19 protein-coding genes are annotated in these 24,153 nt (G+C 65.5%); 16 read left to right on the top strand and 3 right to left on the bottom strand.

The window, feature by feature from the left end:
* Window positions 1-99: 99 nt before the first annotated feature.
* From QEP15_RS10145 to QEP15_RS10155, 3 genes are all read right to left on the bottom strand, one after another.
* Window positions 100-1,788, bottom strand: coding sequence for a flagellin N-terminal helical domain-containing protein (locus tag QEP15_RS10145; protein ID WP_280148746.1), 1,689 nt, complete (start codon window positions 1,786-1,788; stop codon window positions 100-102).
* Window positions 1,789-2,015: 227 nt separating this feature from the next.
* Window positions 2,016-3,617, bottom strand: coding sequence for a methyltransferase regulatory domain-containing protein (locus QEP15_RS10150; RefSeq protein ID WP_280148747.1), 1,602 nt, complete (start codon window positions 3,615-3,617; stop codon window positions 2,016-2,018).
* Between the two features lie 181 nt (window positions 3,618-3,798).
* Window positions 3,799-4,554, bottom strand: a complete 756-nt coding sequence (locus tag QEP15_RS10155) for an RNA polymerase sigma factor FliA (protein ID WP_056316558.1) — start codon at window positions 4,552-4,554, stop codon at window positions 3,799-3,801.
* A 426-nt stretch (window positions 4,555-4,980) separates the two neighbouring features.
* On the opposite strand from QEP15_RS10155, the gene flhD reads away from it, so the two are divergent.
* From flhD to flhF, 16 genes are all read left to right on the top strand, one after another.
* A complete protein-coding gene (gene flhD / locus QEP15_RS10160; protein WP_006219025.1) occupies window positions 4,981-5,304 on the top strand; it encodes a flagellar transcriptional regulator FlhD in 324 nt (107 codons plus the stop codon).
* 32 nt (window positions 5,305-5,336) lie between these two features.
* Window positions 5,337-5,915, top strand: coding sequence for a flagellar transcriptional regulator FlhC (flhC, locus tag QEP15_RS10165; protein ID WP_056316560.1), 579 nt, complete (start codon window positions 5,337-5,339; stop codon window positions 5,913-5,915).
* 116 nt (window positions 5,916-6,031) lie between these two features.
* The gene (gene motA, locus QEP15_RS10170) at window positions 6,032-6,901 is read left to right on the top strand and encodes a flagellar motor stator protein MotA (RefSeq protein WP_062840907.1); all 870 of its coding nucleotides are present in this window, start codon (window positions 6,032-6,034) and stop codon (window positions 6,899-6,901) included.
* Between the two features lie 11 nt (window positions 6,902-6,912).
* Window positions 6,913-7,908: a flagellar motor protein MotB gene (gene motB, locus QEP15_RS10175; protein WP_217617918.1), complete on the top strand. Its 996-nt coding sequence runs from the start codon at window positions 6,913-6,915 to the stop codon at window positions 7,906-7,908.
* A complete protein-coding gene (locus QEP15_RS10180) occupies window positions 7,905-8,285 on the top strand; it encodes a response regulator (RefSeq protein WP_056316568.1) in 381 nt (126 codons plus the stop codon). The genes motB and QEP15_RS10180 overlap by 4 nt, the downstream gene beginning before the upstream one ends.
* Before the next feature lie 28 nt (window positions 8,286-8,313).
* Window positions 8,314-10,476, top strand: a complete 2,163-nt coding sequence (gene cheA, locus QEP15_RS10185) for a chemotaxis protein CheA (RefSeq protein WP_280148748.1) — start codon at window positions 8,314-8,316, stop codon at window positions 10,474-10,476.
* 16 nt (window positions 10,477-10,492) lie between these two features.
* Complete coding sequence (cheW, locus tag QEP15_RS10190; protein ID WP_056316575.1) at window positions 10,493-10,993, top strand: chemotaxis protein CheW; 501 nt, start codon at window positions 10,493-10,495, stop codon at window positions 10,991-10,993.
* Window positions 10,994-11,086: 93 nt separating this feature from the next.
* Window positions 11,087-12,790, top strand: coding sequence for a methyl-accepting chemotaxis protein (locus QEP15_RS10195; protein WP_280148749.1), 1,704 nt, complete (start codon window positions 11,087-11,089; stop codon window positions 12,788-12,790).
* An 8-nt stretch (window positions 12,791-12,798) separates the two neighbouring features.
* The gene (locus tag QEP15_RS10200) at window positions 12,799-13,653 is read left to right on the top strand and encodes a CheR family methyltransferase (protein ID WP_056316578.1); all 855 of its coding nucleotides are present in this window, start codon (window positions 12,799-12,801) and stop codon (window positions 13,651-13,653) included.
* A gap of 22 nt (window positions 13,654-13,675) precedes the next feature.
* Window positions 13,676-14,734, top strand: coding sequence for a protein-glutamate methylesterase/protein-glutamine glutaminase (locus QEP15_RS10205; RefSeq protein ID WP_056316581.1), 1,059 nt, complete (start codon window positions 13,676-13,678; stop codon window positions 14,732-14,734).
* 51 nt (window positions 14,735-14,785) lie between these two features.
* On the top strand, window positions 14,786-15,175 hold the full coding sequence (gene cheY / locus QEP15_RS10210) for a chemotaxis response regulator CheY (protein ID WP_056316584.1): 390 nt from the start codon (window positions 14,786-14,788) through the stop codon (window positions 15,173-15,175).
* 8 nt (window positions 15,176-15,183) lie between these two features.
* The gene (cheZ, locus tag QEP15_RS10215; RefSeq protein ID WP_056316587.1) at window positions 15,184-15,816 is read left to right on the top strand and encodes a protein phosphatase CheZ; all 633 of its coding nucleotides are present in this window, start codon (window positions 15,184-15,186) and stop codon (window positions 15,814-15,816) included.
* A 237-nt stretch (window positions 15,817-16,053) separates the two neighbouring features.
* On the top strand, window positions 16,054-17,604 hold the full coding sequence (locus QEP15_RS10220; protein WP_425285981.1) for a methyl-accepting chemotaxis protein: 1,551 nt from the start codon (window positions 16,054-16,056) through the stop codon (window positions 17,602-17,604).
* 161 nt (window positions 17,605-17,765) lie between these two features.
* Window positions 17,766-18,920: a flagellar biosynthesis protein FlhB gene (gene flhB / locus QEP15_RS10225; RefSeq protein ID WP_056316590.1), complete on the top strand. Its 1,155-nt coding sequence runs from the start codon at window positions 17,766-17,768 to the stop codon at window positions 18,918-18,920.
* 3 nt (window positions 18,921-18,923) lie between these two features.
* Window positions 18,924-21,044 carry a flagellar biosynthesis protein FlhA gene (flhA, locus tag QEP15_RS10230; protein WP_175212083.1) on the top strand — a complete coding sequence of 707 codons (2,121 nt, stop codon included), beginning with the start codon at window positions 18,924-18,926 and terminating at the stop codon, window positions 21,042-21,044.
* Entirely contained in the window at window positions 21,041-24,115 is a 3,075-nt protein-coding gene (gene flhF, locus QEP15_RS10235; RefSeq protein WP_152384171.1) for a flagellar biosynthesis GTPase FlhF, read from the top strand. Before flhA ends, flhF begins: the two co-directional genes overlap by 4 nt.
* The last annotated feature ends 38 nt before the right edge of the window (window positions 24,116-24,153 follow it).

Here is a 24,153-nt window from a genome sequence, read left to right on the forward strand (position 1 = left end):
CGGGTTTTTGGGGCGATCGGGCAAGGCGCGAAGGACCTTGCCCGGTCTGCAGCCAGGAAAGCCGTGGCTTTCCTGGCTGTTCGTACTGCTTGCTGAGAATTAACGCAGCAGCGACAGCACGGTTTGCGGCACTTGGTTGGCTTGCGCCAGAACCGAGGTGCCAGCCTGTTGCAGGATCTGAGCCTTGGACATGTTCGACACTTCCGTGGCGTAGTCGGCGTCTTGAATACGCGAACGAGCGTTGGAGAGGTTGTTGACCACGTTGTTCAGGTTGGCGATCGTCGATTCCAGACGGTTCTGCACAGCACCCAGTTCGCCGGTCAGCTTGTCCAGCTTCGTGAAGGCGGCGTCCAGCGTCTTCATCGGATCGGTCGTCTTCGTGCCCTTGCTGGTGTCTTCCGTGGTCAGCTTGCCGGAGCTGTTGACCTTGGCTTCCTTGCCGACTTGAGCTTCGTAGTCGCCGGTGCCCGTGCCGCTCTTGACCGTGGCCTTGCCCGTGTTGGGGTCAACGGTGTAGGTCGTGTCGTACGTCTTGGTCGTCGTGAACGTGCCCTTGTCGTCGACCCAGGTGGTCGTCGACTTGCCGCTCGTGAACGTGACGTTGGCGCTGGTGATGCCTTGGCCCAGCTTGATGATCACGTTGCCGGCGGTAGCGTCGGCCTTGACGTTGGCCAGCAGCGCATCGGAAGCGATGGTGTTGGTGAACGTCAGTTGGTTGGCCGTGCCGGTGTTCTGGTACGTCTTGCCGCCGATCGAGACCGACGAGTTGCCGGCGCCGCCGCTGCCGTTCGAGGCTGCAGCCATGACGGAGTCGAGCGTAGCTGCCGTGGCGCTGGAGCTGTTGGTGGTCAGGTTGCCAGCGGCGTCCAGGTAGGCGTCTTGGCCGCCGATGGTGACCTTGCCGGTCGCGTCGACGTCAAACGAGGTCGAAGCCGAGCCGTTGCTGTGCGTGTAGGTGGCCGAGACGGTGCCGGTGGCCGGGCGCAGCGAGGTGGCCAGGGCGGTAACGGCAGCAGCGTCGGAAGCCGACTTGTCGGTGAACGTGAAGTTCTTGTTGGCAGCGTCGTACGTGTAGGTGACGCCGGTGGCGCCGGTGCCCACGCTGACGGTGTTGCCGTTTTCCAGCTTGGCGAACGTTTGGTCGGCGGTGGCGGCAGCGTGCGTCGTCGTGACCGTCCAGTCGTTACCAACGGCGGTGCCGCCAGCAGCTTGCAGATCCGACACGGTGGCCGAACGGTTCTGGGTCACGCCCGAGCCGTTGACGTTGAAGCCGTCCAGACCCAGGGTCTTGACGCTGATTTCGGTCAGGTTCAGGGTGATCGTTTCGCCGTCGTTGGCGCCGACTTGCAGCGTCAGGGGCTTGGCCGAATCCGACAGAACCTTCACGCCGTTGAAGTCGGTTTGTTGCGAGATGCGATCGATGTCCGACAGACGCTGGTTGATTTCGTCTTGCATCGAGTTCAGCTGTTCTTGCGAGTAGCTGCCGTTGGCGGCTTGCACGGACAGTTCGCGAACGCGTTGCAGGTGGGTGTTGACTTCCGAGGCGGCGCCTTCGGTCGTCTGAGCCAGCGAGATGCCGTCGTTGGCGTTACGAGCGGCTTGGGTCAGGCCCTTGACGTTCGCGGTGAAGCGGTTGGCAATGGCCATACCGGCGGCGTCGTCCTTGGCGCTGTTGATGCGCAGGCCCGACGACAGGCGTTCGATGGCGGTACCGAGGGCGGATTGCGACTTGTTCAGGTTGTTCTGAGCAACGAGCGACAAGTAGTTGGTATTGATGACTGCAGCCATGTTTAGGCTCCCAAGAGAGAAAGGCTTCTTCAAACCGGGCAGCGGGGCCGCCCATCTTTGTAACGGGAAGAATTCTTTGACTTGTGTCTTCGAATTTCTCCGTTGCCAGGATTACGGCAGTCCAAAATCAATCTTTAGGTTTTTTTTTTGGCAATCGTAAATTTGGCCGATGGACGCCTGGTTTTCCTGCCGGCGCCCTATGGGCGAGCCGGCAGGGGGCACGGCTTTCAGTTCAGCAACAGGCCGCTGCGGCGCAGTTCAGCCAGCAGGGAATTCAAGAATTCCTGGGCGACGGGCTCCAGATTGCGGGCGCCCTTATACGATTGGCCATTCGGATGCGGATGCTTTCCGGTCGTCAGCGCATCACGCACGGCGCTGCGCAGTTCGATCGCGCTTCGGGATCCGTCCATCAGGGTCATGATGTGCCGGCTCAGCGGATCGGCCGGCGGCGTCACGCCCTGGTGCCAAAGATTGTGCAGGCTGACCTGTGTGTTCTGGCGGGTGGCTTCGGGCAGCAGATCAAGGGCGCCCGCGATGAGCGCCGGCTTGGATTGCGGGGCCTGGTATTGCGCAGGCTCAAGGCGGTAGTGCAGCGCATTCGATTGCACCAGCGCGATGACATGGGCCAGCAACGCTGCTGTCATCTCGTCCTGCGTGGCGGCGGGTGCATGCTTGCTCGCGGCCTCGCGGATGGCTTCGAACGACACCGACTGCGGCCAGGACTGGCCCAGCAGGTCCATCAGCGTATGCGCAATCGGGTCGTGCGACGTCAGTGTCGCGCCCCGCGCCGTGAGGTACTGCCGTTGCTGCGCAGGCGCCGCGGCGCCGGCCTGCAGGCGCAGGTCGGCCGCCAGGTGCATGCCTGTGAAAGCGCTGCCCTCCGGCTGCTCAAGGATTGCGTCGGCCCGCTCGGCGTGAATCAGCAGGCTCTTGCGGAACGAGCGGCCGATGGCGAAGTCCAGATACTGTTCGCGCATCTCGCGGCCGGCGTTCACTGCCAGCCCATTCAGGCCCAGCGCAACCCGAGAGCCATACGTCGAGGGAAAGGATAATTGCGGTTCGGCATCCGTCAGGTAGGCCAAGCCGGCCTGCTGGGCTGCGGCGGCAAACTCCAGGAAATAGCAGGGCGTGTTGACGGCTTCCAGGTATTCGTGAAGCAGGTAGTGATCGCTTTGCCCCCGCAACTGCTGGGCGGAATGCCGTAGCGCCGACTGCAAGGGATTATTTTCCCAAAGGCCGTTTTCAATCAGGTTCAGCATCTCCTTGGCGCGCGCCACCTTTTCTTGCGGCGATTGCGCCCCGAAACTGTTGAGCATCATGGCGTCGCGAAGGACATCCGACGCCTTCCAGCCCGGGTAGGTGTTGTAACTGATATAGGCGATGCCCTCGGGCGCGAGGTTCTCCCTGCAGATGCGCAGGATCGCGTCGCGCACTTCCGGCGGCACCCAGCTGAAGACGCCGTGGCAGATGATGAAGTCGAACGTGCCGAACTCGGGCGTGATGTCCGTCAGGCTCATGGCGTGCAGATCGAGATTGCGTGCGCCGGCGGCCTCTGCCGCGCGCTGGCCCGCTTCGATCTGCTGGGGCGACAGGTCGACGCCGACCGCGCGGGCATCGGGATACGCTATCGCGAACGGCAGCAGATTGCCCCCCGCCGCGCAGCCGAGTTCCAGCACGCGCGCGCGATTCAATTCAGGTGCGGAAATGCCATACAGGTGCGCCACGGCGCGCAGGCTGCCGGGCGCCGTGTAGGAAAACGGCAGGGAAAGATAGGGGGTTTCGTCGTAGGCGTCAGAAATGGCCTGCGTCAAGCGGTCGGGTGCGCTCATGGCGAAATTCCGGGAGGGTCGTGGTGCACTGCGAGGCTCTCGCGGTTCGCGGCGCACAAGTTTGTGGGCTAGACCGCAAGGCTAGCAGCCCCGTTGCGACCCGGAAGGCATGAACAAGGTCCGATTTTCCCCCTGAATCCGTGCCGGCTGAAAATAGCCCCGATTCCGCCGCGGGGGAAAATCAGATGATCTGCGCGATCTGCCCTTCCTGCGGCAATTCCTGCCAGGCCTGATCCTTCAGCCTTGCGCGTATCCGCGCCGTCGCCTGCGACCTCAATTGGCACACCCGCGCCTCGGTCACATTCATGATCGCGCCGATTTCCTTCAGGTTCAGCCCCTGCTCGTAACACAGCGACAGCAACAGCTTTTCGCGGTCGGGCAGGGCGTCGATGGCATGAACCAAGGCCTGCCGGAAGTCGCCGGCCAATAGCGAGTCCAGCGGATTGCCGCTGGGCGCGCCGTGATTCAGCGTGGCGGACCAGTCCGCCTGACCCGATGCCGAATCGGGCTCGGTGGTGAAGTCTTCGTAGTGAACGATCTGCACGCCTTGTGCGTCGTGCAGCAGCGTCTGGTATTCATCCAGCGGCAGCTCTAGCTGCTTGGCGATCTCGGCTTCGGTCGGCGCGCGCATCAAACGCTGTTCCAGAAACTGGATCGCCTGTTCGATCTTGCGGGCTTTCGTGCGCACGCTGCGCGGCAGCCAATCCTGGCCGCGAAGCTCATCGAGCATCGCGCCGCGAATGCGCGTCGTGGCGTAGGTCTCGAACTGAGCGTCCGCGGTTTCCTGGTAACGGCGGACGGCGTCGAGCAGGCCGATCATGCCGGCCTGTATCAGGTCATCGAGTTCGACGCTGGCGGGTAAACGGGCGAGCAATTGCAGGGCCAGCTTCCGAACTAGCGGCGCATATTCGACCAGGCTGTCATCTGCGTGGGGCATTGCGGGAATTCTGGCGGAGTCGATCGTGAAGCGCGGTCGATGTTGTCAATTTGCGACATTGTCGACAAGCGCGGCTACGGTGATGCGGGCGAATCTAGGGAATCGTCAAGATGGCATTGTCGGCAATGGGCGGCCGTTCATTTCAGGAAGTACGCAACGTTTTGAATGCTTATTTGGCAAATTGACCAAAATTTGTCACGAACTTGTATGTCAAGGTGTGTCTAGAAAGGCACGTTGCGCAACATCAACAAAGATTTGTCATATAAGTCATAGAAAATGACATGACCTGTGGTAAATTTTACTTAAATTGCGAACAAATGATACATTTCGCATTAAAACAGGATGCAGCGAGCGGACAGGCAACACACGTTGCCTGCGCTATGAGTAATCAAGCCCCTCGGGTGGGATAGGGATAGGGAGTACGGCGTGCAACAAGTCGAAAATTCTTTGCTGGCAGATATTCGCGAAGTGAATCTGTCATATTTGTTACTGGCTCAGCGGATGTTGCGTGATGACTATGCCGCATCGATGTTCCGCCTGGGGTTCAGCAATGAAGTCGCTGACATTCTCATGCGCCTTTCGCCGGCGCAACTGGTAAAACTGGCCAGCTCCAGCTCGCTGCTCTGCCGCTTCCGTTTCGATGATTACAGCCTGCTGTCGGCGCTGACCCATGATGTGTTGGGTGGTGCGCTGCAACAAGCCCACGCCACCATCCTGCTCGCCAAGCAGCCTGTCGAAGAACTGGCCTGACGGCCCGCGAATCCCACTCGGACACACCTGTCATGGCCTCCAAGAGCGTTTCCCAGGAAGCGGACGACATCCTGCTTGCCAGCTCCATGATTACGCTGGGCGCGCGCCTTCAGGTGCTTGAGGCTGAAACCAGCCTCAGCCACGATCGCCTCGCCCGCCTGTATCGCGAGATCCGCGGCTGCTCGCCACCCAAGGGCATGCTGCCTTTTTCGGTCGACTGGTTCATGACCTGGCTGCCGAATATCCATTCCTCTCTCTTCTATAACGTGTATTCGTTTCTGAATACGCGCACCACCAGCAAAGGCATACGCGCCACCATCGACGCGTATCGCCTGTATCTCGAAAACGCGGGCCAGGAAGCCGCGGATGCCGAGCCCGTCCTGAGCTTTACCCGGGCGTGGATGCTGGTGCGATTCTTCGACAGCGGCATGCTGCAGCTATCTGCGTGCCGGCAGTGTGGCGGCCATTTCATTGCCCATGCCCATGATCCCCAATCGGATTTTGTGTGTGCCATCTGCCGTCCGCCACCCCGCGCGGGCAAGACGCGCGCGGCCGCCAAGGCACGTGCCGGCACCCGTGCAGCCCCCATTGCGACCGCCGCTCCGACCTGATCGGGCGTCCAAATACATCAAAAGCCCTGGAAAACACCCCCTAACCCGCCTTTTTGGGGCAGGGGGGACAGGGGATCATTGACGCAAGTTATAGACTTCGTTGGCAGGGGCCCGTTGTGTTGATTGTTATCGGTTTTCTTGTGGTGATCGTGTCGGTCGTCGGCAGCTTCATGGCGCTGGGCGGACACTTGGGCGCGCTCTACCAGCCCTTCGAGCTGACGCTGATCTTCGGCGCGGCGTTCGGGGCTTTCCTGGCGGGCAACAGCAAGAAGTCGCTGATGCTGGTCAAGAAGGCGCTCCCCGACGCGCTCAAGAGTTCGCGCTACGGCAAGGACGTCTACATGGAGCTGATGGCGCTCCTGTACGTATTGCTGAACAAGGCGCGCCGCGAAGGCCTGATGGCCATCGAATCGCACATCGAGGATCCGGGCTCCAGCCCGATCTTCAGCGAATATCCCCGTATCGCCAAAGACGAGAAGCTCATGGAGTTCATCACGGACTACCTGCGCATCATGATCAGCGGCAACATGAGCTCGTTTGAAATCGAGACGCTCATGGACGAGGAAATCGAAACCTACCGCCACGAGCGCGAAGTGCCGGCTCATGCGCTGCAGCAGATGGCCGACGGCTTGCCTGCGTTCGGTATCGTGGCCGCAGTGCTGGGCGTGATCAAGGCGCTGGCGGCCGTGGACCAGCCGCCCGCCATCCTGGGCGACCTGATCTCCAAGGCCATGGTCGGCACGTTCCTGGGTATTTTGCTGGCTTATGGTTTCGTCGGTCCGCTGGCCTCCCGCGTAGAGCGCCGCACGGACGAGGCCATGAAGGTGCTTGAGTGCATCAAGACGACGCTGCTGGCCAGCATGAACGGCTATCCGCCTCAGCTTGCGGTGGAATTCGGCCGCAAGGTGCTGTTCTCGGCGGTCCGGCCCACCTTCGGTGAGCTGGAAGAGCACGTGCGCCAGACCAAGTCGACCGGCAAGGCCTGACGGAGCGGGCCATGAGCACGGTAAATAATCACCGTGTGGTGATCCGCCGCAAGAAGGTCAAGGGCGGCGGGCACCACGGGGGCAGCTGGAAGATCGCGTACGCCGACTTCATTACGGCGATGATGGCGTTCTTCCTGGTGATGTGGCTGGTCAGCATCGTGCCGAAGGAAGAACTCAAGGGGATTGCGGAATACTTCCGCATGCCGCTGCGCGTCGCCATCACGGGCGGGCCCAGCAGCTCGGCCGAAACCAGTGCCGTGCCGGGCGGCGGGCAGGATCCGTTGCGCAGCGAAGGCGACGTCCGCCGCGGCCAGGGCAACCGGGTCGAATCCCAGCCCATGGGTGACGCCGAGCGCCGCGAGCAGCATCGCCTGGAAAACCTCAAGAAGCGCCTCGAGAACGTCATCGAGACCAGCCCCGTCCTGAAATCCTTCCGGCCGCAGCTGCTCATCGACCTGACGACCGAAGGCCTGCGCATCCAGATCATCGACAACCAGAACCGTCCGATGTTCGCGACCGGCCGCGCCGAAGTGCAGCCGTATATGCGCGACATCCTGCGCGAGCTGGGGCCGGTGCTCAATGAACTGCCCAACAAGGTCAGCATCTCGGGTCATACCGACGCGTCGCAGTATGCGCGCGGCGAGCGAGCCTATAGCAACTGGGAGCTTTCGGCCGACCGGGCGAACGCCTCGCGCCAGGAACTGGTGGCGGGCGGCATGAACGAAAGCAAGGTCATGCGCATCCAGGGTCTGTCTTCCAGCATGAGTCTGGTTAAAGATGATCCGTATGCAGCCGTTAATAGACGCATCAGCCTGGTGGTGCTCAACCAAAGCACCCAGAAGCGCATCGAGAGCGAGAACGCCGCAGCCGCGGATTTGAGCGCCAAGGATGCGCGCGAGGTGGGAACGGCCGTGCAGGCGGTGCAAGCCGCCGGCAAGGCCGCAACGGCAACCAAGCAGGGCGAGGCGGTGAACACCCCGCCCGCTGAAGGGGTTCGACAGCAATGACGGCGACGATACTCGTGGCGGACGATTCCACGACCATGCGGATGATCGTTCAGGCGACGCTGACCGGCGCAGGCTGGAAGGTGTTGACGGCCTGCAATGGCCAGGAAGCGCTCGAGGTGGCGATGGCCAACCCGGTGGACCTGGTCGTCAGCGACTGGAACATGCCTGTGAAGGGCGGTCTGGAGTTGATCCAGGGGTTGCGCGAAGAGGACCGGTACATGGATGTGCCGGTGCTGGTGCTGACCACCGAGGACGACGTGGACAGCAAGATGGCAGCCCGGGATCTGGGCGTTTGCGGCTGGCTTTCCAAGCCGGTGGATCCCGATGTGCTGGTGGAATTGGCGACCGAGCTGCTCGACGAGCAGGCCGGCGCGTAGCAGGTTCATTTAGAAAGGCGTACGGGTCATGAGTTCTGGTTTGGACCTCAGTCAGTTTTACGAGACCTTTTTCGACGAGGCGGACGAACTGCTTGCGCAAATGGAGCAGCTGTTGCTCGAGCTCGATGTGGGCTCGCCCGACATCGAGCAGCTCAACGCCATCTTTCGCGCGGCGCATTCGATCAAGGGTGGTGCGGCGACGTTCGGCTGTTTCAACCAGCTGGCGGGCACGACCCATCTGCTTGAGAACCTTCTGGACGCGATCCGGCGTGGCGAAATGGCGCTGCGCACGGACATGATTGATATTTTCTTGGAAACGAAAGACGTGCTCAAAAGCCAACTGGACGCCTATCGGGCCTCCGAAGAGCCCGATGACGCCGTGTTTGAGCGTATTTGCGCCGTACTGAGGCAGCTTGCGCTGGAGCATAAGGATCCCGCCGCGGCCGCCGCTGCTGCACCCGCGCCCGCTGCGCCGGCCGCCGCGCCGGCGCCGGCGCCCGCCCCGGTGCAGCAGGCGCCCCAGCCCGCGCCGGCCGCGCCCGCCGAGCCGGCGGCTCCGGCCGCGGCGTCCGGTTCGCAGGACGGCCTGCCGCTGCGCGTGCGCATCACCAAGGTGTCGGACAAGGACGCCGCGTCCCTGCTCGAAGAGATGGGCAACCTGGGCAACGTCAAGGCAAGCGAACGCGCCAACGGCGTGCTGACGGTGTGGGTGGACAGCACCTGCACGCCGGAAGACATCGAGGCCGTGTGCTGCTTCATCGTCGACGGCGACCAGCTGAGCATCGCTCGTGAAGCCGCGCCGGCAGGCGGCGACGCCGCACCGGCGGCCGCCGAAGCGGCGCCCGCCGCGCCCGTAGCGCAGCCGGCCCCCGCCGCAGCGCCGGTCGTGGCCGAAGCGCCGGAAGCGCACGCCGCAGAACCCGCTGCCGCTGAAGCCGGCGCCCCGGCTGCCCGCGCCGCGCGTCCCGCTGCGTCCGCTGCCGCGCACGCGGACAAGGAATCGACGTCGATCCGTGTCGGCGTTGAGAAGGTCGACCAGGTGATCAACCTGGTGGGCGAACTGGTCATCACGCAGGCCATGCTGGCGCAGACCGCCTCCACGCTGGATCCGGTGCTGCACGATCGCCTGCTGAACGGCATGGAGCAGCTCGAGCGCAACGCGCGCGATCTGCAGGAAGCCGTCATGTCGATCCGCATGATGCCGATGGATTACGTGTTCAGCCGCTTCCCGCGCCTGGTGCGCGACATTGCCGGCAAGATGGGCAAGCAGATCGAACTGCAGACCTACGGCCGCGCGACCGAGCTGGACAAGAGCCTGATCGAACGCATCATCGACCCGCTGACCCACCTGGTGCGCAACAGCCTGGACCACGGCATCGAAACGCCTGAAAAGCGGATCGCCGCGGGCAAGGATCCGGTCGGCCAGCTGGTGCTGTCCGCGCAACACAACGGCGGCAACATCGTCATCGAAGTCAGCGACGACGGTGGCGGCCTGAGCCGCGAAAAGATCCTGAAGAAGGCCATGTCGCAAGGCCTGGCCGTCAACGAGAATTCGCCCGACGACGAGATCTGGCAGCTGATTTTCGCGCCCGGCTTCTCCACCGCCGAGAAGGTCACGGACATCTCCGGCCGCGGCGTGGGCATGGACGTGGTGCGCCGGAACATCCAGGACATGGGCGGCCACGTGCAGCTGTCGTGCGAGCCGGGCCACGGCACCACGACGCGCATCGTGCTGCCGCTGACGCTGGCCATTCTGGACGGCATGTCGGTGCGCGTGGGTGAAGAGACCTTCATCCTGCCGCTGAACCACGTTACCGAATCGCTGCAGCCCACCAATGACCAGATCTACTCGGTCGCCGGCAACGAACGCGTCATGCATGTGCGTGGCGAATACCTGCCGCTGGTCGAGATGCACCGGGTGTTCTCGGTGGGCGAAGCCCAGACCGATCCCACCCAGGCGATCGCCGTCATCATGCAGGCCGAGGACCGCCGCTTTGCGCTGCTGGTCGATCACCTGATCGGGCAGCACCAGGTCGTGGTGAAGAATCTGGAATCGAATTACCGCAAGGTCCCGGGCATTTCCGCCGCCACCATTCTTGGCGATGGCAGCGTGGCCCTGATTGTCGACGTATTTGCGCTCGCGCGCGCCAACCGGGAACGCTGGTCGCAGCCCGAAGCCGTTCTGAATTGATGGAGCTCTAAAAATCATGGCAGCCAAACCGCAAGCGCAAGCCGCGCGCAATGAAGATGTCGGCAGCGAATTCCTGGTCTTCACGCTGGGCGACGAAGAATACGGCATCGACATCCTGAAGGTGCAGGAGATCCGCGGCTACGACGCCGACACGGTCACCCGTATCGCGAATGTCCCGCCCTTCATCAAGGGCGTGACGAACCTGCGCGGCATCATCGTGCCGATCGTCGACCTGCGCATCAAGTTCAACCTGGGCCGCGTCGAATACAACGAGCAGACCGTCGTCATCATCCTGAACCTCGACCGCCGTGTCGTGGGCATCGTGGTGGACGGCGTGTCGGACGTGCTGATGCTGAACGCCGGCCAGGTTCGTCCGGCGCCCGAGTTCGGCGCCACGCTGTCGACCGAGTACCTGACGGGTCTGGGTACCGTGGACGAGCGGATGCTGATCCTGGTGGACATTGAAAAGCTGATGACCAGCGACGAAATGGCGCTGGTGGAGAAGGTCGCCTCCTGATCGGAGTTCGGCCGGAATGCGGGGTAAAGGCGCCATATTGATCGCGATGTGGCGCTTTCCTTTAACGATTGCAGTCAAGGGATGGTTCTTGTGATGCGCAAGTTTTTCGCGAACATGACGATACGCAGCAGCCTGTTGTGGGTGCTGGCGTTCTTCTCATTCATGTTGGTGATCGGTGCCGCGCTGGGCGTGCTGTCGTTGCGCATCAGCAACGGGACGCTGGCCGAAATCAAGCAATCGCAGGAATTGGACGACGCCGTCAGCCGCGTCGTATCCAGCTACAAGGACACCCTGAACGGCCTGGGCCGTGCCGCGTCCTCCAACTATGCGGACATCGTGCGCAGCATCGGCCAGCCGACCTTGTTGGCGCAGGGGCTGTCCAGCGAGGCCGCAGGCCTTCTGGAGCGGGCCAAGGCGTCGCAGAACAAGGGCCAGGCCGAGTTCGATTTCTACAAGACGCTGCCGCGTCCCGCCGAGGCGGCCGAGGCGCTCAAGGAAATCGACGATTCTTACACGGCCCTCTTGCAGCAAGGCATCACGCCGCTGATCGGCGCGCTGGAAAAGGCCGACATGCCGGCCTACCAGACGCAGATCCAGAAAGTGCAGGACGCGCTGGAAGGCAGCTTTGCACGCGCGGTTGAAGGCTTCGATTTCTGGCGCGCCAGCAAGATGATGGACGCCTTTGAAGTTGCACAGGTGCGCTACCAGTTCGTGCTGATGGCGGTGAGCGCCGGCGGCATCATCGCCGCGCTGCTGGTCTTTGCCACGTATGTCTTCCTGCGCCGCCGCGTGCTGCAGCCGCTCAAGGAAGCCGGCCATCATTTCGACCGCATCGCCAGCGGCGACCTGACCGCCCGCGTCGAGGTCAGCAACACGAATGAAATTGGCCAGCTGTTTGCGGCGCTCAAGCGCATGCAGGAAAGCCTGACGCGCACGGTGGCTTCGGTGCGCCGTGGCGTGGACGAAATCAACGTGGGCTCGCACGAGATCGCCGCGGGCAACACGGATCTGTCCAGCCGCACAGAGCAGCAGGCGGCCTCGCTGGAAGAGACCGCCGCCTCGATGGAAGAGCTGGCCTCGACCGTCAAGCAGAACGCGGACAACGCGCGCCAGGCCAACCAGTTGGCGGCCAGCGCGTCGGACGTGGCCGAGCGCGGTGGCGCGGCGGTGTCGGAAGTGGTGCACACCATGGAAGGCATCTCTGCCAGCTCGCGCAAGATTTCCGAGATTGTCTCGGTCATCGACGGCATCGCGTTCCAGACCAACATCCTGGCGCTGAATGCCGCGGTGGAAGCTGCGCGCGCGGGTGAGCAGGGCAAGGGCTTTGCCGTGGTGGCGGGCGAAGTGCGCTCGCTGGCCCAGCGCAGCGCGCAGGCGGCCAAGGAAATCAAGGGCCTGATCGAGGACTCCGTGACCAAGGTGGGCGCCGGTTCTCAGCAGGTCGAACGCGCCGGTTCCACGATGCAGGAAATCGTGGCGTCGGTAAAACGCGTGACGGACATCATGGGCGAGATCTCGGCGGCGTCCGAAGAGCAGTCCAGCGGCATCGACCAGGTGAACCGCGCGGTGTCGCAGATGGATGAAGTGACGCAGCAGAACGCGGCGCTGGTGGAAGAGGCCGCGGCCGCCGCCGGCTCGCTGCAGGAGCAGGCCCAGCGCCTCGCCGAAGCAGTGGCCGTATTCAAGATCAACACGGGCGAGGTCATCGAAGTGCCGGCGCATCGGCTGTCTTCGGTGCACGCCACCTATGACGACGCCCGTCTGCATGCGCCCGATGCGCCTGCACTGGGACGCTGAGGATACGCGTGGCAACTTCGGCGAATACGGCGCCGTCCATTCCGGTGGACCGCCAGTTTGATTTCCGGGACGCGGACTTTTCCCGCGTCCGCAAGATGATCCACGCGCGGGCCGGCATTTCGCTGGGCACGCACAAGCGCGAGATGGTCTACAGCCGCCTTGCGCGCCGCCTGCGTGCGCTGGGCGGGCAGGATTTCGCCAGCTATCTGGATAGCCTGGAGAACGAGCCTGACTCGGCGGAGTGGGAAGATTTCATCAACGCGCTCACGACGAACCTGACCGCGTTTTTCCGCGAATCGCATCACTTTCCCATCCTTGCCGACTTCGCGAAGAAGCGCGGCGGGCCGGTTTCGGTCTGGTGCTGCGCGGCCTCGACGGGCGAAGAACCTTACTCGATCGCCATCACGCTGACCGAGGCCCTGGGGCCCCGGGGCGCGGGTTCCACCGTGCTGGCGACCGACATCGACACCAATGTGCTGCAGCGCGCGCGCACGGGCGTCTATCCGAACGAACGTGTCGCGAAGATGGAGACCGAGCGCCTGCGCCGGTTTTTCCTGAAGGGCCGCGGCGCGAACGAAGGGCACGTGCGGGTGCGCCCCGAGATCGCCGAGATGGTGCGCTACGAGACGCTGAACCTGTTGTCGCCGTCGTGGGGAATCACCGAGAAGTTCGACGTGATCTTCTGCCGCAACATCATGATCTATTTCGACAAGCCGACGCAGGCCAAGATCCTGGAGCGGTTTGTGCCGCTCATGAAGCCGGGCGGCCTGCTGTTTGCCGGCCATTCCGAGAACTTCACGTACATCAGCCGCGATTTCCGTCTGCGCGGGCAGACGGTCTATGAATGCGCAAATAAGGCCTGACCGGGCCAGGGCAGCAAACAAGATGAAGAAAATTAGCGTTTTGTGTGTGGATGACTCCGCGCTGGTGCGCGGCCTGATGACCGAGATCATCAACAGCCAGCCGGATATGGAAGTGGTTGCGACCGCGCCCGATCCGCTGGTCGCCCGCGAGCTCATCAAGCGCCACAACCCTGACGTGCTGACGCTGGACGTGGAAATGCCCCGCATGGACGGGCTGGATTTCCTGGAAAAGCTGATGCGCCTTCGCCCCATGCCGGTGGTGATGGTGTCGTCGCTGACTGAGCGTGGCGGCGAAATCACGCTGCGCGCGCTGGAATTGGGCGCGATCGACTTCGTGACCAAGCCCAAGCTGGGCATCCGCGACGGGCTGCTTGAATACACGGAACTCATCGCCGACAAGATCCGCGCCGCGTCGCGCGCCAAGCTGCGCGCCCCGACGCCCCATACGGCGCAGGCCGCGCCGGCGCCCATGCTGCGCCGTCCGCTGTCCAGCTCGGAAAAGCTCGTGATCGTCGGCGCATCCACTGGCGGCACCGAGGCCATCCGCGAAGTCCTGCAGCCGTTGCCGCCGGACAGCCCCGCGATCCTGATCACGCAGCACATGCCGGCCGGCTTCACGCGGTCGTTCGCGCAGCGCCTGGACGCCCTGTGCGCTGTGACCGTCCGCGAGGCCGTGCATGGCGAGCGCGTGCTGCCCGGTCACGTGTACCTGGCCCCGGGCGGTGAAATGCACATGCGCCTGGGCCGCAGCGGCGCCAACTACGTCATCGAGCTGGAAGCCAGCGAACCGGTCAACCGCCACCGTCCGTCCGTGGACGTGCTGTTCAACTCCGCGGCCGTCGCGGCGGGCAAGAACGCCATCGGCGTGATCCTGACGGGCATGGGCAAGGATGGCGCCACCGGCATGCTGGCCATGCACCGGGCGGGCGCGCACACGATCGCGCAGGACGAAGCAAGCTGCGTGGTCTTCGGCATGCCCCGCGAGGCCATCGCTATCGGGGCTGCAAGTGAAGTGGTGCCGTTGTCGGCGATGAGCGAACGCATTCTGACTCGCCTGGGCGACCGTGGGCACCGCGTTTAACGCGGGCTGACGCCACGATCGATCTCAAGCAAATTTTTTCTGGAGTGAAAGATGGTAGACAAGGGCCTGAAGATTCTGGTGGTGGATGACTTCCCCACCATGCGGCGGATCATCCGCAACCTGCTCAAGGAGCTGGGTTTCGAAAACGTGGATGAGGCAGAGGACGGCGCCATTGGCCTGGAGAAGCTGCGCAATGGCGGCTTCCAGTTCGTGGTGTCCGACTGGAACATGCCGAACCTGGACGGCCTGGAGATGCTCAAGCAGATCCGCGCCGACGCGTCGCTGGCATCGCTGCCGGTGCTGATGGTGACGGCAGAAGCCAAGAAGGAAAACATCGTTGCCGCCGCTCAGGCGGGCGCCAACGGTTACGTGGTCAAGCCTTTCACCGCGGCGACGCTGGAGGAAAAGCTGAACAAGATCTTCGAAAAGATTGGCGGCTGAGGTGTGCGATGAGCTCAACGGAAACAGTTGACCCGACAGAGTCGCCCGACCTGATCCATCGCATCGCCTCGCTGACGCGCATGTTGCGCGACAGCATGCGCGAGCTGGGCCTGGACCAGGCGATCAAGGATGCCGCCAACGCGATTCCCGACGCCCGCGACCGCTTGCGGTACGTGGCGCAGATGACCGAGCAGGCCGCCAACCGCGTGCTCAACGCCACGGAACAGGCCGGTCCGATCCAGGACAACATGGCCCGTTCGGCGCAGGCGCTGGATAGCCGCTGGCAAGAGTGGTACGACCAGCCGCTGGAAATGCCGCAAGCGCGCGAATTGGTGAAGGACACGCGTGCCTTCCTGGCCGACGTGCCCAAGCAGACCCAGCAGACGCAGTCCAAGCTCATGGAAATCATCATGGCGCAGGATTTCCAGGACCTTACGGGCCAGGTCATCATGCGCATGATGGACGTGGTGGGCGCCATCGAACGCGAACTGCTGCAGGTGCTGCTGGACAATGTGCCGCAAGAGCGCCGCGACGAAGCCAACAGCCTGCTCAACGGCCCGCAGATCAACCCGCAGGGCAAGACCGACGTGGTCACCAGCCAGGATCAGGTCGACGACCTGCTGGCCAGCCTGGGCTTCTGAGCCCGCTGCCCGCGATGTCCGCCGGCGGCGGAAAGACGGCGTCTTTCCGCCCGCATGCGCCAGCCTCGTGCGCGTGTCCCTCCTTCTCATGACGTATTCCCTAAGGGCGCAAACGCCTGCTGGCCGATAGACTCCTGCCAACAATAATCGGGGCCTTGCAGCGCGAGACAAGGCGCGCCCAGCGCGCCAGACCACGGATGCCCAACGCAGGCGGTCCGGGTCAGGGAGAGGAGGTTCATGATGGCCAGATCCGTATTCCGCTTGGGCGGCATGTGGGGATTGTTGCGTCGGCTCAACCGCGGCGACGCGGTGCTGTCCGAGCGCCCCTTGTCCTTCAGTCCGGCCGCCTGGCCGCTCTACCGGTTCCTGGCGCAGATCCGGCTTCGGATCATGACCGTGCGCCAATCCAGCATCGAGATTGCGCTGAACGCGGCGCGCACGCAATTCCAGGCGGGGCGCTGCTCATTGCTGGCGCGCGAGCAGGCGAGGGCGGCCGAGGCCCTGGCGGCCAGCGGGGCGCAGATCGCCGATCTGTCTGCGTCGACCTCCACCCACGCCCGCGACATTGCCGCGGTGTCGGGCCAGAACCTGCAGGCGGCGCGGCAGGCGCTGGCCGAGCTGACCGAGGTCAAGACGCGCGTGGACCGGATGACGCATGAGATGGCCGCCTTCACCGAAGTGGTGGGGCAACTGGCGGCGCGCGCGCAGTCGGTGGGCGACATCAGCAAGACAATCAAGGGCATTGCGCTGCAGACGCAGCTGCTTGCCTTGAACGCCGGCGTGGAGGCCGCCCGGGCTGGGGACGCGGGCCGCGGTTTCGCGGTGGTGGCCAGCGAGGTCGGCCGGCTGGCTGAGCGCGTGAACACCGCCACCAGCGACATCGGCCGCCACACGACGCAGATGCTCGACCTGGTTGGCGCCACGCAGCGCCAGACGGGCACGCTGCGCGAGGACGTGGACGCCTCGGGCGCGGTGCTGGACCGGACCTCCCGCGGCTTCGAGCGCTTCGTGCGCGACTTCGACAGCATGAACCGGCAGGTGAGCGACGTGGTCCAGGCCATCGGCGAGGTCGATGCCACCAACCACGGCATGAGTGAGGAGGTCGGGCGCATCGCGGCCTTGAGCGCAGACGTGCTGGAACGCGTGGGCAGCATGTCGGGCGAGATCGATCGCATCCGGCGGCAGACCGAAAGCGTGCAGGAAGTGCTGGCCGACATGCGCACGGGTGGCACCGCGTTCGACAGCCTGTCGGAATCGCTGGAGGCGTTTGCCGGTGCGGCGGCCGGTCTGCTGCAGGACGCCCGGCGGCGCGGCGTGGACGTGTTCGACCGCCATCACCAGCGCATTGCCGGCAGCGAGCCGCCGCGTTATCACACGGCTTACGACCGCGCGATCGACGAGCCGCTCACGCGGCTGCTCGACAGCGTGCTGGAAGCCGTGCCGGGCGCCATCTATACGATTCTGGTGGATAACCGGGGCTACGCGCCCGCTCACAACAGCCGGTTCTCGCTGGCGCCGACCGGCGATCCGAAGGTCGACATCGCGCGGGTGCGCAACAAGCGCATCTTCGACGACCCCGTGGGCGCCCGGCTGGCCGCCAACACCGGCGCGCAGTTGTTCCAGACGTATTTCCGCGACACCGGCGAGATCGTCAACGACATTTCCCTGCCCATTTATCTGGGGCCGGAACACTGGGGCGCCGTGCGCATCGGGCTGGATTACGCGCGCTTTCAGGCCACCCTGGACGGCCACGCCGCCAGCGGCCGGGTGGCTCAGGCGGCGGGCTGAGGCGGCTGCTCCCGGGGGGCTGGCCGGCAGCCGGCGGCGCATCTGGGAATAGCGCCGCTTTCCCCCCTTTTCTTGGCATATCGCCAACCCCCGGCGCCTCCTAGAATCTCGGCGGGCGGCTTGCATTCCCACGTCAGCGAGCCGCAACAATCCCGTAGAGCATGTCCGAAGAAAGCGACCTCGAGAAAACCGAAGCCGCCTCTCCCAGGCGCCTGGAAAAGGCGCGCGAGGAGGGGCAGATTGCGCGTTCCCGGGAACTGGGCACGTTCATGATGCTGGCGGTAGGCGTTGCGGCGATCTGGGCGGGCGGAGGATCGCTGTACCAGGGCCTGACCGGCGTGCTGCGCAGCGGGCTGGCGTTCGATCAGCGTGTCGCGCTGGATCCGGGGGTGATGGTCGAGCAGGCGGTGAGCGGCTTCGGTCACGCGCTGATGGTGCTGTTACCGATCTTTGGGCTGCTGGCGGTGGTGGCGGTGCTGTCCAGCGTCGTGCTGGGCGGCCTGGTCATTTCGACCAAGCCCTTGCAGCCCAATTTCTCCAAGCTCAGCCCGCTGGCGGGCTTGAAGCGCATGTTCTCGTCGCAGACGGTGGTGGAGCTGATCAAGGCGCTGGCCAAGGCCATGCTGGTCGGCGGCGTGGCCGTCTGGGTCATCTGGCGGTATCACGACGACATGCTCGGGCTGATGCACGTGGCGCCGTCGGCCGCGCTGACCAAGGCGCTCAGCCTGGTGGCGATGTGCTGCGCCTTCATCGTGGCCTCGCTCCTCATCATCGTTTTGCTGGACGTGCCCTGGCAGATCTGGAGCCATTTGAAGAAGCTTCGGATGTCCAAGGAGGACGTGCGGCAGGAACACAAGGAAAGCGAAGGCGATCCGCACGTCAAGGCGCGTATCCGGCAGCAGCAGCGCCAGGCCGCCCGCCGCCGCATGATGTCCGAGGTGCCCAAGGCCGATGTCGTCGTGACGAACCCGACGCACTACGCAGTGGCGCTGAAGTACGACGAGTCCAAGGGCGGCGCGCCGCGCGTGCTGGCCAAGGGCACGGGCCTGATCGCCGCGAAGATCCGCGAACTGGCCGCCGAGAACAAGATTCCCACATTGGAAGCGCCGCCGCTGGCGCGCGCATTGCATCAACACGTCGAGCTGGGACAAGAAATCCCGGCCGAGCTGTATACCGCGGTGGCGGAAGTGCTGGCATGGGTATTCCAGCTACGATCCTGGCGTTCGGGCTGGGGGCATGAACCGATGGCCCCCACGAAACTGAACGTGCCAGCCGAACTGGACCCGCAGGCAAAAACCGCAGCACAAGGAGTTTAAGGAATGAGCGCACTGCTCACCATGTTGAAGAGTAACGGCGGCACGCACGCGCGGCTGCTGGCGGGTCCCATCCTGATCGTGATGGTGCTGGGCATGATGGTGCTGCCCCTGCCCACGTTCCTCCTGGACCTGCTGTTCACCTTCAACATCGCGTTGTCCGTGATGATCCTGCTGGTGGCCATGTTCACGCGCAAGCCGCTGGATTTTGCCGCGTTCCCGGCCGTGCTGCTGTTTGCGACGCTGCTGCGCCTGTCGCTGAACGTGGCCTCCACGCGCGTCGTGCTGCTGCATGGTCACACGGGTCCGGACGCCGCGGGCAAGGTGATCGAGGCCTTCGGCCACTTCCTCGTGGGCGGCAACTTCGCGGTCGGGATCATCGTTTTCATCATCCTGACCATCATCAACTTCATCGTCATCACCAAGGGTGCGGGCCGTATCGCCGAAGTCGGCGCGCGCTTCACCCTGGACGCCATGCCCGGCAAGCAGATGGCGATCGACGCGGACCTGAACGCCGGCCTGATCGGCGAGGACGAGGCGCGCAAGCGCCGCGCGGAAGTGTCGCAGGAGTCGGACTTCTTCGGCTCGATGGACGGCGCCAGCAAGTTCGTGCGCGGCGACGCCATCGCCGGCCTGCTCATCATGGCGATCAACGTCATCGGCGGCCTGGTCGTGGGCGTGGCGCAACACGACATGTCCATGGGCGAAGCCGGCCGCGTCTACACGCTGCTGACCATCGGTGACGGCCTGGTGGCCCAGATCCCGGCGCTGGTGATCTCCACCGCTGCCGGCGTGGTCGTGTCGCGCGTGTCGACGGACCAGGACATCGGCCAGCAGATCATCAGCCAGCTGTTCTCGAACCCGAGCGTGCTGTTCCTGACCGCCGGCATCATCGGCATCATGGGTCTCATCCCCAACATGCCCCACATCGCCTTTCTGACCCTGGCCGGCGCGCTGGGCTGGGGCGGCTGGGCATTGCTCAAACGCAAGCAGGCCGCCGCGGTGGCGGCCGAAGAGATACCGCCGCAGGCGATCACCCAGGCGCAGGCCGCGGCCGCCGAGGCAAGCTGGGAAGACGTGTCGATGGTGGACCAGCTGGGGCTGGAGGTCGGCTACCGCCTGATCCCGCTGGTGGACCACGCCCAGAACGGCGAGCTGCTGCACCGCATCCGCAGCCTGCGCAAGAAGTTTGCGCAGGACGTGGGCTTTCTGCCGCCGGTCGTGCACATCCGCGACAACCTGGAACTCAAGCCCAACGATTACCGCATCCTGCTGTCGGGCGTGGAAGTGGGCAACGGCGTGGCGATGCCCGGCCAGTGGCTGGCCATCGACCCGGGCGGCGTGACCATGCAGATCAAGGGCACGCCGACGACCGATCCGGCGTTCGGCCTGCCGGCGCTGTGGATCGACAGTTCGCTGCGCGACCAGGCCCAGGTGGCCGGCTATACGGTGGTGGATGCGGGCACGGTCGTGGCCACCCACCTGAATCACCTGATGCACCGCCACGGGTCGAACCTGCTGGGCCGCCAGGAAGTGCAGCAGCTGCTGGATCGCATCGGCCGCGACGCGCCCAAGCTGGTCGAGGACTTGGTGCCCAAGACGCTGTCGCTGACCGCGCTGCAGAAGGTGCTGCAGGGCCTGCTGTCCGAAGAAGTGCCGATCCGCGACATGCGCACCATCATCGACACGCTGTCCGAGCACGGTCCGCGTCTGGCGGCGCTGGCCGCCGGTTCGGGTGGTCAGCCCGACATCAACGAATTGATCGCGCTGACGCGCCGCGCGCTGGGCCGCGCCATCACGCAGCAGTGGTTCCCGGGCGAGGGCGAGCTGCGCGTGATCGGGCTGGATGTGAAGCTGGAACGCGTGCTGTCGCAGGCCATGACGACCAGCGGCGGCCTGGAGCCGGGTCTGGCCGACACGCTGCTGCGCGAGGCGCAGGCGGCGGTCGAACGGCAGGAATCGCAGGGCAATGCGCCGGTGCTGCTGGTGTCGCCGGTGTTGCGCGCGCCGCTGTCGCGCTTCCTGCGCCATCATCTGCCGCAGTTGGGCGTCTTGTCGAATACGGAAATTCCCGATGAGCGCATCGTCCGCGTGACGGCGCTGATCGGCGGGAGCAATGGGCAATGAAGATCAGCCGCTTTTACGGGGCAAACACCCGTGACGTGATGCGCCAGGTGCGCGAGGCCCTCGGGCCGGACGCGTTGATCGTGTCGAACCGCAGCGTCGAGGGCGGCATCGAGGTGCTGGCCACCGTTGATGGCGCGTTCGACGATGCGCCGCCACCGCAGACGCCGCCGCGCGAGGCGCCGGCTCATGCGCAGCCCGCGCCGCAGCGCCCAGCCGCGGCACCGTCGTTCGGCGCGCCTGCCGGGATGGAGCGGCCGCAAGGGGCGCCGGCCAACATGCCGGCCATGCCGCCGGGGATGCCGCCAGCCATGTCGCCGGCCATGTCACCGGCCAGCTACGCGGCGCCGGCGCGGTCCATTGCCGCCTACCAGTCCGCTTATGCGGCGTCCGCGCAGCCTGCGTCGGAAACGTTGGCATCGCCGATGGACTTCGCGCCGGCTTCTGCGATACCGGGTTCGGCAACGGCTGCGCCCGCCGCCGCCGTGCCGGTCGGGTCTCAGCCGGTCGGGTCTCAGCACGCCGCGCCTCAGCAGGTCGCGCCGCAGCACGTCGCACCTCAGCCGGCCACGCCTCAGCCGGCCGCACCTGAGCCGGCCGCGCCCATCCGCGTCGAGTTGCCGCCGCTTGCGCCGATCCGTCCTTCGGCCGCCGCAGCCCCCGTGCCCGCGCCGGCCGCTCGCATGACGCCGGAACACGCCATGCCCGAGCGCATGGCCGCGTCTGTCGCGCCGGCGGCTGCCGCAATGGCCGCCGCGCCCGCGACCGCTTACCAGGCGCCGCGCGGTTACGCCGCGGCGCCCGTCACACCTGCGCAGCCGCCCGCCATGCCGCCGGCCGCGTCGCCCCTGTCCGCCGCGCCACCGGCCTCCTTGTCCGCCGCACCTTCCATGGGCCGCATGCCGGACGCGCCGGTCCGCCCGCCGCAGGGTTTGCCGCCCGCGCCGCTGGCTGCCGATACCGCCGCCGGTCTGCAGGATGCCATCAGCGCGTTGCGCGGAGCGCTCGAAACCCGCATGGACGGCCTGCTGTGGGGCGGACGTCAGGGTCCGGGCCGGGAGCCGGCCGCCGCCGCGCTATTCCGCAGCCTGCTGGATGCGGGGTTCAGCACCAAATTGGTCCGCACGCTGGTCGAACGCCTGCCGCAAGGTCTCTCCGCCGAGGCGGCGCAGAGCTGGGCGCGCAATGAGCTGGTGACGCACCTGCCGGTGGTGCGTTCCGAAGACGAATTTCTGGCCGGTGGCGTGTACGCGCTGGTCGGCCCCACCGGCGTGGGCAAGACCACGACGCTGGCCAAGCTGGCCGCGCGCTGCGTGGCCCGCGAGGGTCGCGAGCAGGTCGCCATGCTGACGACCGACCTGTTCCGGATCGGCGCGCTGGAACAATTGCAGATCTACGGCCGCCTGATGGGCGTGCCCGCGCATTCGGTGCGCGATGCCGGCGAGTTGCGCCGCATCCTGGCCGAGCTGGGCAACCGCAAGATCGTCCTGATCGACACGACCGGCATCAGCCAGCGCGACCGCCTGGTGGCCGAGCAGGCGTCGATGCTGTGCAACGCGGGCAAGCCGGTGCGCCGGCTGCTGGTGCTCAATGCCGCCAGCCAGGGCGACACGCTCGACGAGGTCGCGCACGCCTACCGCAATGGCGTCGGCGAGGACGTCGCCGGCTGCATCATCACCAAGCTGGACGAAGCCACGCGCTTGGGCGCGGCGCTGGACACCGCCATCCGCCACCGCTTGCCGATCCATTACATGTCCGTCGGCCAGAAAGTGCCCGAGCACATGGAGCTGGCGCGCGCAGACGTGCTGATCGACCGCGCGTTCTCGATGGTGGAGCGCGCCCGTGCGCTGTACACCCCGAGCGAGGCCGATCTGGCGTCGCTGGTGTCGTCGTCGCGCGAACCGGACGCCGTGGATCCGGCGCGCCGCCGCCAACTGCTGGCCTCGGCGATCCTGCCGCAGCAGGCGGGGGCGGGGTCGATTGCCGCGGCGCAAAGCCTGGACGATACGATTTCGTGGCTGGACAACGACCCGGCGTGCCTGCAGGCGCGCACCGCCTGGCGTGAATACGTCAGCGACGGCGCGGGTTCCAGCCTGGCCGCGCTGGGCGACGAGCCGCTGTCGATGGCGCGCCGGGAATTCTCCGCCGCCTGCACCCGCAACCTGCTTGTGATGCACGGCAAGACCGCCATGAAGGGCGACGCCTTGCCCGGCGGCGCGCTGCTCGGCGCACTGCTGATGAGCGATCGTGGCGCCGCGCTTGCCGCCCCCGCGCAGCAACTGGTGCTGCCGCACGGCATGCTGAGTTCGTTTGCGCCTGCCGCGCCGGCCCAGCCGGATCCGGCGCTGGCCCTGCAATCGCGCGTGACGTGGCTGGGCGAGCGCCTGCAGTCCGTGCCGCTGGTTCACATGCTGGAAGCGGGCACGGTTGCGCTGTGGCAACCATTCTCCGAGCAGGGCGTGTCGTGGGTGGCTCGTTGCCCGGGCGGCCTGCGGGTGATCCAGGACGAGTGCCCGACCAACCTGAATGCTGTCGGCAAGAGCGTGGGCTATCTGCCCGTGGGCCAGCCCGGCGACATGCCGGGCCTGCGCCTCGCGGCGGGCGGCAAGACCGTGCCGCTCGCGCTGTGGGCATCGGGCACCGAAGTCGTGCTGCCGGGCAAGGGGCAGGGCGCCAGCGTGCGCCTCATCTGCGCGCGGCTGATCGACACCGTGACCGGCGAGGTCGCTGGCCAGTTGTTCGGCGCCACCAACCTGCCGGCCTCGCAGGCCGACGCCGCGACGATCGCGCGCTGGCTGGTCCTGCAAGACGAGGCCAAGGCCGCGTTCCGCTACATGGCCAATGCGTGGCAAGCGCTGCCCGCGGTCGACGGCGCCCACACGCTGGCGCGCCAGTCGCTGATGGCCGGCCAGCTGGGCGCCGCCTGCTGGCAACTGGCCCATTCGCCAGCGGCCGACGTCGTGCGCGGCCCGCTGTCGGGCATCGTGGGCACCGAACGCAAGCTGTCCGGCAAGATGCTGCCGGTGGCGCTGCTGAAGATGTTTGCGCTGCTGGAGATGACGGGCGGGGCGTGAAGCCGCGCCCGGCGACCGGGCGGCCGCAAACAAAAAAA

Origin of the sequence: Achromobacter mucicolens, assembly GCF_029866465.1 — a bacterium.
GTDB classification, from domain to species: domain Bacteria; phylum Pseudomonadota; class Gammaproteobacteria; order Burkholderiales; family Burkholderiaceae_B; genus Achromobacter; species Achromobacter mucicolens.